The organism is Lactobacillus amylolyticus (genome assembly GCF_003999355.1).
Taxonomy (GTDB): Bacteria; Bacillota; Bacilli; order Lactobacillales; family Lactobacillaceae; genus Lactobacillus; species Lactobacillus amylolyticus.
Window position 1 is genome coordinate 565,757 of the sequence record NZ_CP031835.1, and the last position, 15,933, is coordinate 581,689.

At 39.0% G+C, this 15,933-nt stretch carries 13 protein-coding genes; all 13 read left to right on the forward strand.

Going from position 1 to position 15,933, the window contains the following annotated elements:
- The first annotated feature begins 274 nt into the window (after nt 1-274).
- The 13 genes from pyrH (at nt 275) to D0Z64_RS03005 (ending at nt 15,903) form a co-directional block, all read left to right on the forward strand.
- The gene (pyrH, locus tag D0Z64_RS02945; RefSeq protein ID WP_080881317.1) at nt 275-1,003 is read left to right on the forward strand and encodes a UMP kinase; all 729 of its coding nucleotides are present in this window, start codon (nt 275-277) and stop codon (nt 1,001-1,003) included.
- On the forward strand, nt 1,003-1,560 hold the full coding sequence (frr, locus tag D0Z64_RS02950) for a ribosome recycling factor (RefSeq protein ID WP_080881318.1): 558 nt from the start codon (nt 1,003-1,005) through the stop codon (nt 1,558-1,560). Before pyrH ends, frr begins: the two co-directional genes overlap by 1 nt.
- A 3-nt stretch (nt 1,561-1,563) precedes the next feature.
- Nucleotides 1,564-2,298 carry an isoprenyl transferase gene (locus D0Z64_RS02955; protein WP_080881319.1) on the forward strand — a complete coding sequence of 245 codons (735 nt, stop codon included), beginning with the start codon at nt 1,564-1,566 and terminating at the stop codon, nt 2,296-2,298.
- A gap of 2 nt (nt 2,299-2,300) precedes the next feature.
- On the forward strand, nt 2,301-3,098 hold the full coding sequence (locus D0Z64_RS02960) for a phosphatidate cytidylyltransferase (RefSeq protein ID WP_080881320.1): 798 nt from the start codon (nt 2,301-2,303) through the stop codon (nt 3,096-3,098).
- A gap of 10 nt (nt 3,099-3,108) precedes the next feature.
- A complete protein-coding gene (gene rseP / locus D0Z64_RS02965) occupies nt 3,109-4,365 on the forward strand; it encodes an RIP metalloprotease RseP (protein ID WP_080881321.1) in 1,257 nt (418 codons plus the stop codon).
- Nucleotides 4,366-4,397: 32 nt separating this feature from the next.
- Complete coding sequence (locus tag D0Z64_RS02970; RefSeq protein WP_080881322.1) at nt 4,398-6,098, forward strand: proline--tRNA ligase; 1,701 nt, start codon at nt 4,398-4,400, stop codon at nt 6,096-6,098.
- Nucleotides 6,099-6,104: 6 nt separating this feature from the next.
- Nucleotides 6,105-10,412 carry a PolC-type DNA polymerase III gene (locus tag D0Z64_RS02975; RefSeq protein WP_127345578.1) on the forward strand — a complete coding sequence of 1,436 codons (4,308 nt, stop codon included), beginning with the start codon at nt 6,105-6,107 and terminating at the stop codon, nt 10,410-10,412.
- 113 nt (nt 10,413-10,525) lie between these two features.
- Nucleotides 10,526-11,005, forward strand: coding sequence for a ribosome maturation factor RimP (gene rimP / locus D0Z64_RS02980; RefSeq protein ID WP_080881323.1), 480 nt, complete (start codon nt 10,526-10,528; stop codon nt 11,003-11,005).
- An 18-nt stretch (nt 11,006-11,023) separates the two neighbouring features.
- Nucleotides 11,024-12,229, forward strand: a complete 1,206-nt coding sequence (gene nusA / locus D0Z64_RS02985; protein ID WP_080881324.1) for a transcription termination factor NusA — start codon at nt 11,024-11,026, stop codon at nt 12,227-12,229.
- Nucleotides 12,230-12,244: 15 nt separating this feature from the next.
- Nucleotides 12,245-12,541 carry an RNase P modulator RnpM gene (gene rnpM, locus D0Z64_RS02990; protein ID WP_127345579.1) on the forward strand — a complete coding sequence of 99 codons (297 nt, stop codon included), beginning with the start codon at nt 12,245-12,247 and terminating at the stop codon, nt 12,539-12,541.
- A 2-nt stretch (nt 12,542-12,543) separates the two neighbouring features.
- Nucleotides 12,544-12,855, forward strand: a complete 312-nt coding sequence (locus D0Z64_RS02995; RefSeq protein ID WP_006352563.1) for a L7Ae/L30e/S12e/Gadd45 family ribosomal protein — start codon at nt 12,544-12,546, stop codon at nt 12,853-12,855.
- A 4-nt stretch (nt 12,856-12,859) separates the two neighbouring features.
- Nucleotides 12,860-15,523, forward strand: a complete 2,664-nt coding sequence (gene infB, locus D0Z64_RS03000) for a translation initiation factor IF-2 (RefSeq protein ID WP_080881325.1) — start codon at nt 12,860-12,862, stop codon at nt 15,521-15,523.
- 17 nt (nt 15,524-15,540) lie between these two features.
- On the forward strand, nt 15,541-15,903 hold the full coding sequence (locus tag D0Z64_RS03005; protein ID WP_080881326.1) for a ribosome-binding factor A: 363 nt from the start codon (nt 15,541-15,543) through the stop codon (nt 15,901-15,903).
- Nucleotides 15,904-15,933 lie beyond the last annotated feature (30 nt).

Sequence of the window (15,933 nt, forward strand, 5' to 3'; positions counted from 1 at the left end):
AACCTTTCTATGAAAGACCGAACAATATGACGAAAGTGAGCAGAAGGGCAAATAAACTCTGCTCACTTTTTATTTTAAAAAGAAAAAGAACCGAATCAAAATGATTCGGTTCATAAAGCTAAACTTTCGTCAATGCCTTAACTTAATGACATTGAGGACGATGTCCTCTTTTTTTTGCAAAAAATTCCTAAAATTAATTTTTGTAGGCTTCACATACTCTACAATCGTACCATTATATATGGTAGAATAATTAGAGCTATTATAGGAGGTTAATATGAGTCAAGTAAAATATAAACGCATCATTTTAAAAATTTCTGGCGAAGCTTTAGCTGGAGACGAAGGTACAGGTATTAATCCTACTGTTATTGCCCATTTGGCAAAGGAAATCAAATCAGTTCACGATTTAGGCGTTGAAATTGGTATCGTCTGTGGTGGCGGTAACATGTGGCGTGGTGAAACTGGTGCCAAATTAGGTATGGAAAGAGCACAGGCAGACTACATGGGTATGCTTGCAACTATTATGAATGGTTTGGCATTGCAAGATGGTTTGGAACATGTTGGTGTCCCTACTAGATTGCAAACTTCAATCGAAATGAGACAAATTGCTGAACCTTACATCAGAAGAAGGGCTATGCGTCACCTTGAAAAAGGCAGAGTAGTTATCTTTGGTGGTGGTACAGGTAACCCATACTTCTCAACTGATACTACTGCCGCTCTGCGTGCTGCTGAAATTGGTGCAGATGTTATCTTAATGGCCAAAAATGGCGTTGACGGTGTTTACACTGCCGATCCAAAACTTGATCCTAAAGCCAAGAAGTATTCAGAACTTACACAACTTGATGTAATCGCAAAGAACTTAAAGGTTATGGATAGAACTGCAAGTTCATTGTCAATGGATACCAATATCCCATTAGTAGTCTTCAATGTAAACACACCAGGCAATATTAAGAAGGTTGTCTTAGGCGAAAACATTGGTACCCTTATTGAAGGTGGTAAGAAATAATGAATAACGAAACAATTCAAAAAGCAAAAGAAAACATGGAAAAGTCAATTAAGGTTTTCCGCAAAAACTTAGCTTCAATCCGTGCAGGTGTTGCAAACGCAAGTATTTTAGATGGTATTCAAGTTGAATATTATGGTGCACCAACACCATTAAAACAAATTTCCAGTGTAAGTATTCCAGAACCACGTGTTCTTTTAATTACGCCATACGATATTAATAGTCTAGACGATATTGAACATGCTTTGCTTGCTTCAAATCTTGGCTTAAACCCAGCAAATGACGGTAAAGTAATCCGTTTGGTCATTCCACAACTTACTGGTGAGAGAAGACAAGAAATTGCCAAAGAAGTTGGCAAGGAAGCTGAAGAAGCTAAAATTGCGGTTAGAAATGTTCGTCGTGACGCCATGAATTCATTGAAGCGTCAATTAAAAGATGACGAAATCACTGAAGATGAACAACGCAATCTTGAAAAAGAAGTTCAAAAAGTAACTGACGATTCCATTAAAGAAATTGATAAAATCGCTGATGATAAGCGTAAGGAGATTACTCAAGGCTAATCAATGAGTAAAAAGAAAAATCAGTTGAATCATCTTGCCATTATTATGGATGGTAACGGCCGCTGGGCTAAAAAGCGTCATCAGCCAAGAGTCTTTGGTCACCGTGAGGGTATGGACAATGTTGAACGAATTACTTTAGCTGCTGATAAGCTAGGTATTAAAGTTTTAACTCTGTATGCTTTTTCTACGGAAAACTGGGCTCGTCCCAAAGAAGAAGTGGCTTATTTGATGAATTTGCCAGTCCGCTTTTTCGATAAATACATGCCAACTTTGATGGAAAACAACGTTAAAGTCAACATTATGGGCTATTTAGATGAATTGCCGCCGAAGACATACGACATCGTTCAAAGATCAATGGCTGAGACAGCCAATAATACTGGCCTTGTTTTGAATTTTGCCTTTAATTACGGCTCTAGACGTGAAATTACTTCAGTAATGAAGGAGTTGGGCGGATTAATTGAGGCTGGTGCTCTATCAAGTGAAGATATTACGGAAGATCTGATTTCTAAGCACTTGATGACCGCTCGGTTTGGTCCTTACAGTGATCCAGACCTGCTTATTAGAACATCAGGTGAGCAAAGAATTTCAAACTTTTTGCTTTGGCAGATTGCTTATTCTGAACTTGCTTTTAGTCCGAAAGCATGGCCTGACTTTAATGAAGATGATTTAAAAATGTTTGTAGAGAATTACCAAACGCGTAATCGGCGCTTTGGTAAAGTGGATGAATCGGATAGTTAAAAATGAAACAACGTACAATCACGGCGGTAGTCGCCTTAATTTTATTTATTCCAATCGTAATCCTTGGCGGATTATGGATGGACTGGTTAACTGTAATTTTTGCAGCTGTAGGTATCAGTGAAATCTTCTTGATGAAGAAGCAAATTTTAGTGTCAGTTGATTTTGTATTGGCATTATTGGCAACACTAACTTGGACCGTACCTGATGCATTCTTTAAAGGAATGCCATTCCATTGGTCAAAATTTGGTGTTTATTTTGCTTTAATCATGTTAATGCTTGTCTGGACGGTTTTGTCAAAGAACAAAACTACTTTTGATGATGTAGGTGTCTACACGATTGCGTCACTCTATATCGGAACAGGCTTCCATTACATGGCAGCAATTAGAAGTGATACAAATGGTTTGGCATTGCTATGCTACGTCTTTGTAGTCGTTTGGAGTACTGATATTGGTGCCTACATGATTGGCCGCAAGATTGGTAAACATAAGTTATGGCCTGTTATTAGTCCTAATAAGACTTGGGAAGGTTCTATTGGGGCAGCTATTTGTGCTTTGATTTGTTCTGCCATTTATGTTGCACTTGTAAATGTTGGTCAACCTGAATTATCAATGATTGGTTTAGCATTTATTCTTTCAATTGTTGGTCAAATGGGTGATCTGGTTGAATCAGCCTATAAACGTTTTTATGGTGTAAAAGATTCAGGCAAGATTTTGCCTGGACATGGTGGTATCTTAGACAGATTCGATAGCATGCTTTTTGTTTTACCAGTTATGGCTGCTGTATTAGGTATTGTACACTAGGAGATAGCTATTGAAAGGTATACTAATCTTTATAGTAGTCTTTGGTTTGCTCGTATTCGTTCATGAATTCGGGCATTTTATCGTTGCCAAGAAGAGCGGAATTCTGGTTAGAGAATTTTCAATCGGAATGGGACCAAAACTCTTTCAAATAAGAAGAAATCCAACTACATATACTATACGTTGGTTGCCTCTTGGCGGTTATGTACGCTTGGCAAATTCTGATGACGAAAGCAAACTTGATCCAGGTATGACTGTTGTTCTGAAACTGAATGATCAAAATGAAGTTGTTAGGATTGATGCCTCAGAATCGGAACTGCCAATTGAAGGGATCCCAGTTCAAGTAACTAAAGCTGATTTAGTTGATGCGCTCGAAATCAGTGGTTACGAAAATGGTGACGAAGATAAGACAGTAACTTATCATGTTAATCATGATGCTACTATTATTGACAAAAATAAGACTGAATTGGTAATCGCACCGCGCGATACGCAATTTGGGCAAGCTAATGTTTGGCAAAAATTAGCTACTAATATTGCTGGTCCTTTGATGAATATTTTACTTGGCTTTGTTGTATTTTTAATTTGGACTTTTACAATTCCAGGACCAGCAACTACGACGGTAGCAAAAACAACTGCTAATTCACCAGCTCGCATTGCAAAAATTCAAGCTGGTGATAAGATTCTTGCTATTAATAGTCAAAAGATGAACAGCTTTGCTGATGTATCTCAAGCGATTAGCGAAAGCAAGGGTCAAACTTTAGCCATTAAAATAGAAAGAAATGGTAAAGTAGAAACGGTAAAAGTTAAACCAGAAACAAAAACCGTCCAAAAACAAAAGGTTTATCAGATCGGAATTGAAGCAAAAAGCGATGAAAGCTTTACTGCTAAATTAGCACGGGGTTGGAATACTGCAATATCAACAACCGGACTAATCTTTCAAGCCGTTGGCAACCTCTTCCAACACTTCAGTTTGAATAAATTATCTGGTCCTGTAGGAATTTATTCTGAGACTTCACAAGTTTCACAAATGGGCTTTACTTACGTTTTGGCCTTTTTAGGAATGATCTCAATTAACTTGGGGATCGTTAACTTAATTCCAATTCCTGGTCTTGATGGTGGAAAAGTTTTGCTTAACTTAATTGAATTAGTTCGTGGCAAGTCAATTTCAGAAGAACATGAAGCTGTTGTCGAATTAATTGGTTTTGGTTTATTGTTACTACTGATCATTGCAGTAACTGGTAATGATATTTACCGTTACTTCATAAAATAATTGAAAATTTAGAATTTACTTAGGAGATAAGAATGCGTCAATCAAAATTCTTCATGCCAACTTTGAAGGAAGCTCCAGCAGATGCTGTAGCTGAAAGTCACAAGTTAATGCTTAGAGGTGGATATATTCGTCAGGTTACAGCCGGTGTATATTCATACTTGCCATTAGGCTTCCGTGTTTTGCGTAAAGCAGAAAATATTATGGAAGACGAAATGGAAAAGATTAATGTGCCTGAAATGATGATGCCTCACTTTTTGCCAGCAACTTTATGGCAAGAATCTGGTCGTTATAAGAAATACGGTGCGGAAATGTTTAAGCTTAAGGACCGTCACGGCCGTGAAAGTTTGCTGGGACCAACTCATGAAGAAACTTTCACTGAAATTATTGCTAAGAATTTAAAGAGTTACAAGCAAATGCCAATTGCTCTTTACCAAATTCAAACTAAGTTCCGTGATGAAAACCGTCCTCGTTTTGGCCTTCTTCGTGGTAGAGAATTTGTGATGCTTGATGCATACAGTTTTGCTGCAACTCGTGAACAACTTGATGAGCAATTTGACGACGAAAAGAGAGCATTCGAAAATGTCTATCGTCGTTGTGGTGTAACTGTTCACCCCGTAATTGCTGATTCAGGAACAATGGGTGGTAAGAACTCAACTGAATTCCAAGCTCCAGCTGCTATTGGTGAAGATACGATTGCTACTAATGAAAGTGGTACGTATGCTGCTAACCTTGAAATGGCTAAGAGTATTGATACTTTCAAGCAAGATCCTGAAGATGCAAAAGAATTAACCAAGGTTTCAACTCCAGGATGCGACACAATTGAAAAGCTTGCTAAGTTTCTTGATGTGCCAAAGACTAGAATCGTTAAAGGCATCCTTTATATCGCAGATGATCAAAAAGTTTTAGTCTTGATTCGTGGCGATAAGCAAATCAATGAAGTAAAATTGAGACATTTGCTTGATGCTGACGAAATGCGCGAAGCTACTGCCAGTGAGTTGAAAGAAATTACTGGTAGTGAAAAGGGTGGCGTTGGACCGGTCAATGCAGATTGGGCTGACAAGATCGTTGCAGATGATACAGTTAAGAACTTGTACAACGTTGTTGTTGGTGCTGGCGAAACTGATTATCAATTTGAAAATGCAAACTTGGATCGCGACTTTAAGGTTGATGAATTTGCTGACATTAGAACTGCAAATGAAGGCGAACCAGATCCAGTTGATCATGAACCACTTAAGTTCACTACTTCAATTGAAGTAGGACATATTTTCAAGTTGGGTACTTACTACACTAAAACTATGGGTGCAGATTTCTTAGACAATAATGGTAAAGCCAAGCCAGTTATCATGGGTTCATACGGAATCGGTGTAACTAGAATGCTTTCAGCTGTAGTTGAACAACACTTAACTAACCATGGTGGTATTGCATGGCCTAAGGAAATTGCTCCATTCAGCATTCACTTGATTCAAATGAAGATGAATAATTATGAGCAAACTCAATTAGCTGAAAAACTTGAAAAAGAACTTTCAGCTAAGTATGATGTGTTGTATGACGATCGTAAGGAACGTCCAGGCGTTAAATTTAACGATGCTGATTTAGTTGGTGCCCCAGTGAGAGTCACAATTGGTCGTAAGGCTGCTGATGGTATCGTTGAAGTAAAACGTCCAAACGATGACAAAGCTACTGAAATTTCAGTAGATCAATTAAATGACTATTTAACTAAAGAGTTAGGATAATTTTTCGTGGCTGATAAAAACGATTTATTCTTAAAACTTTTAAAACAAATCAAATTTCCTGATAAGTTTGAAGACAATGATCTTCTGCAAAAGGGAAAGATTGAGAACGTGGATGTATACGCTAAAGAACATAAGTGGGATATCCACGTTCTTTTTGATACGCCATTAAAGTTTGAAACATATGATGCCTTAAATAAAGCTGTTACGGCAAGCTTTAAGGATTTTGTAAATGTAAGATTATTTGTTAGAACTGAAGATGGTTCTGACCAATATTTGCCCGACTACTGGCATTATGCGGTTCATAATTCAAATGTGCTCAAGCAAGTTGCGCGTGAATTTTTAGCTTCTCAAAAGCCAAGAAAGGCTGATGGTCGCTGGATTATTCCGCTTGATAATAAAGTGATCGACGCCTTAATTGAGCAGCAGGCTCTGGATGATTTAGCCGAAGAATTTAGAAATTATGGCTTTTTCAACTTGAAGTTTGTAACCGAGGTTGATGAAAAGAACTCAGAGAACAACTTGCAAAGCTTGCAAGAATTGCAACAAGAGCATGAAAAGAGCATGCAGAAGCAATATGATGAAACTCCTGAAAAGCCTAAGCCTCAACCAAAACAATACGCGACTAAGCGTAGAAGCTACGGCAATAAAAAGATTGTTGCAGATGCTGAAATCACCCAAATCAAAGAAGTTGAAGATGGTACAAGAAATGTTGTTATCGAAGGTAAAATTTTCAATGTTGAGGCCCGTGAATTAAAGTCAGGTTCAGTTGTCTTTACTGGTGAAATTACCGATTATACTGATTCAATCATGTTTAAGAAGTTTGCTTCTCAAAAGGAAGAGATTGAAAGCTTATCAGCAATTAAACCAGGAACCTGGGCAAAGATGCAGGGCTCAGCTGCAGATGATCAGTGGGAACACGATGTTGTTTTCAATATCTACAATTTTGAGACTGTTGAACACGTTGGTCGTACTGAAAAATACGAGGGCGATCAAAAGCGGGTTGAATTACACTTGCATACGAATATGAGCCAACTGGACGCAACCAGCACGCCAACTGATTTTATTAAAACGGCTAAGAAGTTTGGGCAAAAGGCGATCGCTATCACTGATCATGGTGACGTACAATCCTTCCCAGAAGCTTATCACACTGGTGCTAGTGAAAAAATCAAGATTTTGTATGGTGTCGAAGCGAATATGATCGATGACCATGCGCTTCTTGTATTAAATCCTGCCGATATGACTTACGAAGATCGTGAATTTGTCATCTTCGATGTCGAAACTACAGGCCTTTCTTCTGTTTACGATACAATCATCGAAATCGGTGCCGTTAAAATGAAGAATGGCAAAGTGCTCGAGCGTTTTGATAAATTTATCAATCCCCACCATCCTTTAAGTGATCAAACCATTAATTTAACATCAATCACTGATGAAATGGTCGGTGCAGCTGATGATGAAGATGTAGTTATTAGGCAGTTTAAGGACTTTTATGGCGATATGCCGCTTTGTGGGCATAATGTTCAATTTGACGTAGGCTTTGTTAATGCTGCCTTAAGAAGAGCCGGTCTTGAAGAAATCAAGCAACCAGTAGTTGATACTCTTGAAGTTTCCCGTCTTTTACACCCAGAACAAACGCGGCATACATTGGATTCATTGGTTAAAAAGTATGATGTCGTTTTGGAACACCACCACCGTGCCAACCAAGATGCCGAAGCTACGGGCTATTTAATGTACAAGTTGCTCGATGCTTTCAAGAAAAAATTCGGTGAAGATAATTTAGGCAAGCTGAATGATTTTGCCAAGCATGGTGAAACCTTCAAGCGTGCTCGGCCTATGCATATGACAATTTTGGCAAAGAATCAAGCTGGATTGAAGAATATGTATAAACTGGTTTCAATTGCCAACACGAAGGACTTTTACCGTGAGCCTCGGACGCCTAAATCTGCTTTGCGCAAATACCATGAGGGTCTGCTATATGGTTCAGGCTGCTGGCGCGGCGATGTCTTTATTGCGATGATGCAAAAGGGCTATGATACCGCTCGTGAAAAGGCCAAGTTCTATGATTATCTTGAATTGCAGCCACCGGCAACTTATTCGCAATTGATTGCTGACGGTTTAATTAAAGACAAAGACGAATTAGAAGAAATTCTGACTAATATTTATAAGTTGGGCAAGGAACTAAAGAAACCGGTTGTTGCGGATAGTGATGCCCATTATGTTGATCCGCATGAAAAAATCTATCGAACCATTTTAATTTCAGCGCAGCGAAGCAATCCAAACCGTAATAAACCGCAGCCTGATTTGCATTTTTACTCGACGCAGGAAATGCTAGATGCCTTTGCGTTTTTGGGTGAAGATGCGGCTAAAGAAATTGTTATTGACAACACCAACAAGATTGCAGATGAATTAGAAGAAATTGCGCCAATCAAGGATGGCCTGTATCCACCTCATATTGATAATGCCGACCAGGAAATGAAGGATTTGACCTACAATAAGGCTTATGAGCTTTATGGCAAACCGCTGCCAAAAATTGTTAAGGACCGAATCGATCTGGAACTTAATTCCATTATTTCAAACGGATACGCGGTTATTTACTTAATTTCACAGCGTTTGGTAGCCAAATCAAATAAGGATGGATACTTGGTAGGTTCCCGTGGTTCCGTTGGTTCAAGTCTGGTTGCGACAATGTCAGGAATTACGGAAGTTAATCCTTTGGCTCCGCACTATCGCTGTCCAAAATGCAAGTATTCACACTTCTATACTAATGGGGAATATGGTTCTGGTTTTGACTTGCCGGATAAAAATTGTCCTAAGTGTGGTACTCCACTTGTTAAGGACGGACAAGATATTCCATTTGCCACATTCTTAGGCTTCCACGGTGATAAAGTACCAGATATCGATTTAAACTTCTCTGGTGACTATCAACCAGTTGCCCATAACTTTATTCGAGTAATGTTTGGCCCTGACAATTCTTACAGAGCTGGAACGATCGCTACGGTTGCTGATAAAACTGCATACGGCTACGCCAAGCACTTTGACGAAGAACGCGATTTGAAGCTGAGAAATGCTGAACTTGATCGTCTGGCAACTGGCGTTTCTGGAGTTAAGCGGACAACAGGTCAGCACCCAGCCGGAATCGTTGTTGTTCCAAATAACATGGATATTTATGACTTCACGCCAGTGCAGTATCCGGCTGATGATGTAAATGCAGCTTGGCTGACAACCCACTTCGACTTCCACTCAATTCACGATAATATTTTGAAATTCGATATTCTGGGCCACGATGACCCAACCATGATCAGAATGCTGCAGGATTTGTCCGGAATTGATCCATTGACTATTCCGCCAGATGATCCTGGGGTTATGTCATTGTTCTCTAGTCCTAAGATTTTGGGTGTTACTCCAGAACAGATCCAATCGCAAACCGGTACTTTAGGTATTCCGGAATTCGGGACACGATTTGTAAGAGGAATGCTTGAAGAAACCAAGCCAACTACTTTTGCGGAATTGTTGCAGATTTCAGGTTTGTCTCACGGGACTGACGTATGGCTAGGCAATGCCGAAGATTTGATTAACAATGGCACTTGCAAGCTGAAAGATGTTATTGGTTGTCGTGACAACATTATGATGGACTTGATTCACTGGGGTGTAAAACCAGAAGTAGCCTTTTCAACTATGGAGTCTGTTCGTCACGGTAAAGGAATTAGCGATGAGAATATGGCTGTTCTTAAGAAAAACAAGAATATTCCTGACTGGTACATTCCTTCTTGTTTAAAGATCAAGTACATGTTCCCAAAGGCGCACGCAACTGCTTATGTTTTAATGGCCTTGCGGATTGCCTGGTTTAAGGTTTACTATCCAGAAATTTACTACACGGCCTACTTCTCAGTTAGAGCAGACCTATTTGACTTAGTAGCAATGAGTCATGGCAAAAATACGGTTAAAGCCGCAATGAAGACAATTCAAGATAAGGGAATGGATGCTTCTGCAAAAGATAAGAGTCTGTTAACTGTTCTCGAAATTGCTAATGAATGTTTGGAACGCGGAATAAAGATTAAGATGGTTGACGTTGATAAATCAGAGGCCATGAACTTCAAGATTCTTGACAAGCATACTATTTTGGCACCATTCAACGCGGTACCTGGCTTAGGGGATAACGCAGCTAAGCAAATCGTAGCAGCTCGTGCTGAACAAAAATTCTTATCAAAAGAAGATTTAGCTAAACGAGGCAAGGTTTCTCAGACGATTATGGATTACTTTGAAGACAATGGCGTTTTGGAAGGGATGCCAGATCAGAACCAATTGTCCTTGTTCTAATATCTTTTCATTTTGAAAAAAGTCGCTAAATATGGTATACTTCTAATTGAAGTTCGGATATGTAAATTCGAGTGAGCAGTAATGCTCACTCTTTTTATTACGGAGGATAGTTTTTGTCTAAGATTACAGATCTTATTCGCTCAGAAATTGAACCTATCATTGATCAACGTGGTGATGAGTTCGTTGATATTGAATATGTGAAAGAAAAGGGTCAGAATTACCTCAGAATTTATGTTGATAAAGATCAGCTAGGTGGCATCGATATCAACGAAATTGCTTATCTAAGTGAACTGGTTTCTGAAAAGCTTGACAGCTTGGATCCAGATCCGCTTCCTGATCCTTATGTTTTGGAACTGTCCTCACCTGGCGCTGAACGTCCAATCAAGTCTGCGAAAGACTGGACTAAAGCAAGGGGTGAATATGTTCACGTTGGTCTTTACCAAAAGATTGACGGAAAGAAGATTTACGAAGGTACGCTCAAATCCTACAGTGATGAGGAAATCGAGCTGGAAATTAAAATTAAAACCAGAAGAAAAACTTTAAATATTCCCCGTAAGTTGATTGCAAATATCCGTTTTGCAATTGAATTCTAGAAAGGCTGATTAAAACTTATGTCTAAAGAAATGCTAGAAGCGTTTGCCACACTTGAAGAAAAGAAAGGTATCAAGCAAGAAGTTATTGTTGATGCTATTAAGGCCGCTTTGGTAGCTGCATATAAAAAGAATTACAATCAAGCACAAAACGTTGAAGTTGATTTTGACGAAAGAAAGGGCAACTTCAAAGTTATGGCAGTTAAAACTGTTGTCGATGATGATCAACTTCAAGATGATCGACTTGAAGTATCTTTATCAGATGCATTAGCTATCAACCGTGCCTATGAAGTCGGTGATGAAATTCGCTTTGAAGTAACGCCTAAGAACTTTGGCAGAATTGCTGCTCAAACCGCTAAGCAAGTTATCATGCAAAGACTTCGCGAGGCTGAAAGAAATCATATTGTTGACGAATATTCTCAATATGAAGATGAATTGATCACTGGTACTGTTGAAAGACGTGACAACCGTTTTGTTTATGTCAAAATTGGCAATGTTGAAGCAGTTATGCCTCGTAGTGATCAAATGCCTAATGAAACCTACAACCCACAAGACAAGATTAGAGTGCTTGTAACTCGTGTAGGTTCTGATTCTAAAGGCGCTCAAATCGTTGTTTCAAGAACTGCTCCTGACCTGGTAAAGCGTTTATTTGAACAAGAAGTTCCAGAAATTTATGATGGAACTGTTGAAATTGTTTCAATTGCGCGTGAAGCTGGAGACAGAACTAAGATTGCTGTTAAATCAAGTGATCCTAACATTGATCCCGTTGGTACTTGTGTTGGTCAACGTGGTGCCCGTGTTCAAAACGTTGTTAACGAACTTGGCGGTGAAAACATCGACATTGTTAGGTATGAAGATGATCCATCAGATTACATTGCTAATGCCTTGAGTCCAGCAGAAGTTATTGCGGTTCAATTTGGTGATGATGATGAAGAAAAGAGTGCTTTGGTTATTGTTCCTGACTATCAATTGTCATTGGCAATCGGTAAGAAGGGCCAAAGCGTTCGTTTAGCAGCACGCTTAACTGGCTACAAGATCAATATTCGTCCTGAATCAGAAGTTGAATTTGTTGACGAAGACAAAGATGAAAATTCTGATACAAACGATAACGATAATGCCAATAATACTGCAGCTAAGAATGAAGAAGCAAGTTCAGATTCTGCTGAAGAAGCAATAAGTGATGAAGCAGAAGATGCTGCTGACGACACATACGATACTAAAGAATAAGGATTGGTGATTTTTTTGAAAAAAAGAAAAATTCCAATGCGGAAGGATCTGCTGACAAACACAATGCAGCCTAAAAAGGAATTAGTCCGCGTTGTTATTGATAAAGAAAAGAATATTTCTGTCGATCCAACTGGTAAAAAGCCAGGTCGTGGTGCATATGTTTCACTTGATCCAGAAAAAATTGAAGCAGCTAAAGAAAAGGGCGTTCTAGAACGCAGTCTTGGTACAAAGGTACCAGCTGAATTCTACGATGAGCTTTATTCTTATGTTGACCACCAAAAGGCAAGAAAAGAATTATTTGGTGATAAATAATTTTGCAAAATAAAGAAAAAGCTTTAAATCTTTTAGGATTAGCAATGCGTGCCGGAAAAATAGTTTCGGGAACTGAAACCGTAATTGCTGATTTACGAAAGAATAAAATCAACGTAATAGTTTTAGCTAGTGATTTGCATGAAAATTCAGTTGAAAAGGTTACGCGTGCAGCTAAAAAAGCCAATGTGAAAATAATCGACTTATTTTCTGCGGCAGAATTAGAGCATGCAATTGGCAAGAAGAGAAAAGTTCTTGGCCTAACCGATGCTGGTTTTTATAAAGCACTGACTAAACAGATTAATGAAGGAGTGTGATTGGATGGCTAAAAAAAGAATTTACGAAGTCGCAAAAGAATTAGACATCGATAGCAAAGTTGTGGTCCAAAAAGCAAAGGAACTTGGCTTTGATGTTACAAACCATATGTCATCGCTAGAGGATGCACAAGTTAAGCAATTAAAGGGTAGTTTCCAAAACTCCGCTCCAGCTAAGAAAGCAGAAAAACAAACGAAGAAGAGCAACAAGATTAAAATTTCAGTATCTTCAATTCGTAAGAACGAAAAGAAGTCTGAAGGTAAGCATAATGCGGACAACAATAGACACAATAATCGGCGCAATCATAATAACAAGAATAATAATCGTCGCCGCAATAATGAGCAACATGCTGAAAATGCTCAAAAGCAAACTGCACGTCCAAAGGCTGTAGCTCGTGACTTGCTGAAGCAATTTAAGCAGAAGCAACGTGCCGAAGAAAGCAGCTTAAATAAAGAAATCCAAAAAACTAAAAAAGAATATCACGAACAATTGAATAATCCTAAGAAAGAACAAAATAAGAAAGAAACTCCAAAGTCAGAAAAGCAAGAAAAGAAGACTCAAAATAAGCAAAAAGCTGAACCAAAAACCATTGGTCCAAAGATTTTGAAGCCATCTCCAGCTCGCTTTAAGAAGAATAATTCTTCCGAAAACAGAGAAAATGCTTCTGAAAGAAGAAGCAAGCCAATGCCAAAAGTTGCATTGACTGAAACTTCAAATGAAGAACACAGAAATGATAATGGTCATGGCCGTAACATGGGTAAGCCTGGTCATAAAGGCAAGAATCAATTCTTCAATAATTACAGCGATCACTCTGACCGTCAAGAAAGAAAACATCGCAAGAATAAGAAGCGTCAACATGTAGAACAAAAGAAGGTACCTACTAAGCGTAAGGAAAAGCCATTACCAGAAGTACTTGTTTACGATGAAGGCATGAATGCGCAAGACTTAGGTAAGCTTCTCCACCGTGAACCAGCTGAAATCGTTAAGAAATTGTTCATGCTTGGTATTATGGCCAACCAGAACCAATCCTTGGATAAGGATACGATTGAGCTTTTGGCTGCAGAATACAATATTGATGCCAAAGAAAAAGTTCATGAAGATATTTCTGATATTGACAAGCTTTACGATAAGCAAATGGAAGCAACTAAGAAGTCAAAGAACTTAGTTAAGCGTCCACCAGTAATTACTATCATGGGTCACGTTGACCATGGTAAAACTACTTTGCTTGACCGTTTGCGTCATACTCATGTTTCTGCTCACGAAGCTGGTGGTATTACTCAGAAGATCGGTGCTTATCAAGTTCGTCTTGATGACCGTTTAATCACTTTCTTGGATACTCCAGGACACGCAGCCTTCTCTAACATGCGTGCACGTGGTGCTGAAATTACTGATATCGTTGTTTTGGTTGTTGCTGCCGATGACGGGGTAATGCCACAGACCATTGAAGCGATCGACCACGCTAAGAGTGCCAATGTTCCAATTATTGTTGCTATTAACAAGATGGATGTTCCAGGTGCCAACCCACAACACGTAACTGAACAATTGATGAAGTATGGTTTAATTCCAGAAGATTACGGTGGTGACACAATCTTCGTTGATATTTCAGCTAAGACTGGTCAAAACGTTGATGACTTGCTTCAAATGATTTTGCTTCAATCAGATGTGATGGAACTTAAGGCTGATCCAAAGCAAAAGGCAATCGGGACTGTTATTGAAGCTCGTTTGGACCGTGGACGCGGTCCAGTTGCCGACATTCTTGTTCAAGAAGGTACGCTTCATGTTGGTGATCCAATCGTTGTTGGTAACACCTTTGGTCGTGTAAGAACAATGACTAATGATCGTGGTCGCCAAGTTAAGAAGGCAACTCCATCTATGCCTGTTGAAATTACTGGCTTGAACGATGTACCTGAATCCGCTGATAAGATGGTTGTCTTCGATGATGAAAAGACTGCTCGTCAAGTTGGTGAAGAAAGAGCTCAACAAGCTTTGCAAAAGCAACGGGAAAATGTTACTCACGTTACTCTTGACAACCTCTTCGATACGATGAAGAAGGAGAACATGAAGGAAGTTGACATCGTTCTTAAGGCCGATGCTCAAGGTTCAGTAGAAGCATTGCAACAATCCTTTGAAAAGATTAACGTTGAAGGCGTAAGAGTAAATGTCATTCACTCAGGCGTAGGAGCCATTAATGAATCTGATGTAACTTTAGCCAGTGCTTCAAATGCCTTTATCATTGGTTTCAACGTTCGTTCAACTCCAACGGCAAAATCACAAGCTGATACTGATGGCGTTGACATTCGCTTGTACAGTGTAATTTACAAGGCAATTGATGACGTAACTGCCGCTATGAAGGGTATGCTTGAACCAACTTACGAAGAAAAGGTCATTGGTAACCTTACTGTTCGTGAAACTTGGAAAGTTTCTAAAGTTGGTACAATTGCTGGTTCCTTCGTTGATAAGGGTGTTGTCAAGAATGATTCAAAGATTAGAGTTATTCGTGATGGCATTGTTAAGTATGATGGTGAAATTGCTTCACTTAAGCGTTACAAAGATGACGCCAAGGAAGTTAAGCAAGGAAACGATTGTGGTTTAACAATCAAGGACTACAACGATATTAAAGTCGGCGACGAATTCGAAGTTTACGAAATGCAACAAGTTGAACCTAAGTAATTTTTAGGGAGGACAAAATGAAACATAGAATTGGTCGAGTTGAAGGAGAAATACTTCGCGAACTAACTAAGATCTTGCAAAAGAACATTCGTGATCCCCGTCTTAGTGAAGTTACAATCACTGCGGTTGAGTGTACGAATGATTTATCATATGCAACTGTCTACTACAGCCTTTTGACTGAAGATCCAGAAAAAGAGCAAGAAGTTGCTGAAGGCTTAGAGAAAGCTAAGGGCATGATGCGTCATTTACTTGGACAAGTACTGACTGTCTACAAAGTGCCTGAACTTATCTTTAAACGTGATAATTCAGTCAAATACGGTTCAAAGATTGACCGTTTGATTGCTGAAGTTAAAAAGCAAGATGCTGAGCGGAACAAATAATAAAGAAGCGCCGTTAGGCGCTTTTTTTTC

What these genes read in the sequence shown, in the direction of transcription:
- D0Z64_RS02960 (WP_080881320.1), top strand. Translation starts at nt 2,301, where the DNA reads ATGAAACAACGTACAATCACGGCGGTAGTCGCCTTAATTTTATTTATT.
- pyrH (WP_080881317.1), top strand. Translation starts at nt 275, where the DNA reads ATGAGTCAAGTAAAATATAAACGCATCATTTTAAAAATTTCTGGCGAA.
- D0Z64_RS03005 (WP_080881326.1), top strand. Translation starts at nt 15,541, where the DNA reads ATGAAACATAGAATTGGTCGAGTTGAAGGAGAAATACTTCGCGAACTA.
- infB (WP_080881325.1), top strand. Translation starts at nt 12,860, where the DNA reads ATGGCTAAAAAAAGAATTTACGAAGTCGCAAAAGAATTAGACATCGAT.
- D0Z64_RS02955 (WP_080881319.1), top strand. Translation starts at nt 1,564, where the DNA reads ATGAGTAAAAAGAAAAATCAGTTGAATCATCTTGCCATTATTATGGAT.
- frr (WP_080881318.1), top strand. Translation starts at nt 1,003, where the DNA reads ATGAATAACGAAACAATTCAAAAAGCAAAAGAAAACATGGAAAAGTCA.
- nusA (WP_080881324.1), top strand. Translation starts at nt 11,024, where the DNA reads ATGTCTAAAGAAATGCTAGAAGCGTTTGCCACACTTGAAGAAAAGAAA.
- D0Z64_RS02970 (WP_080881322.1), top strand. Translation starts at nt 4,398, where the DNA reads ATGCGTCAATCAAAATTCTTCATGCCAACTTTGAAGGAAGCTCCAGCA.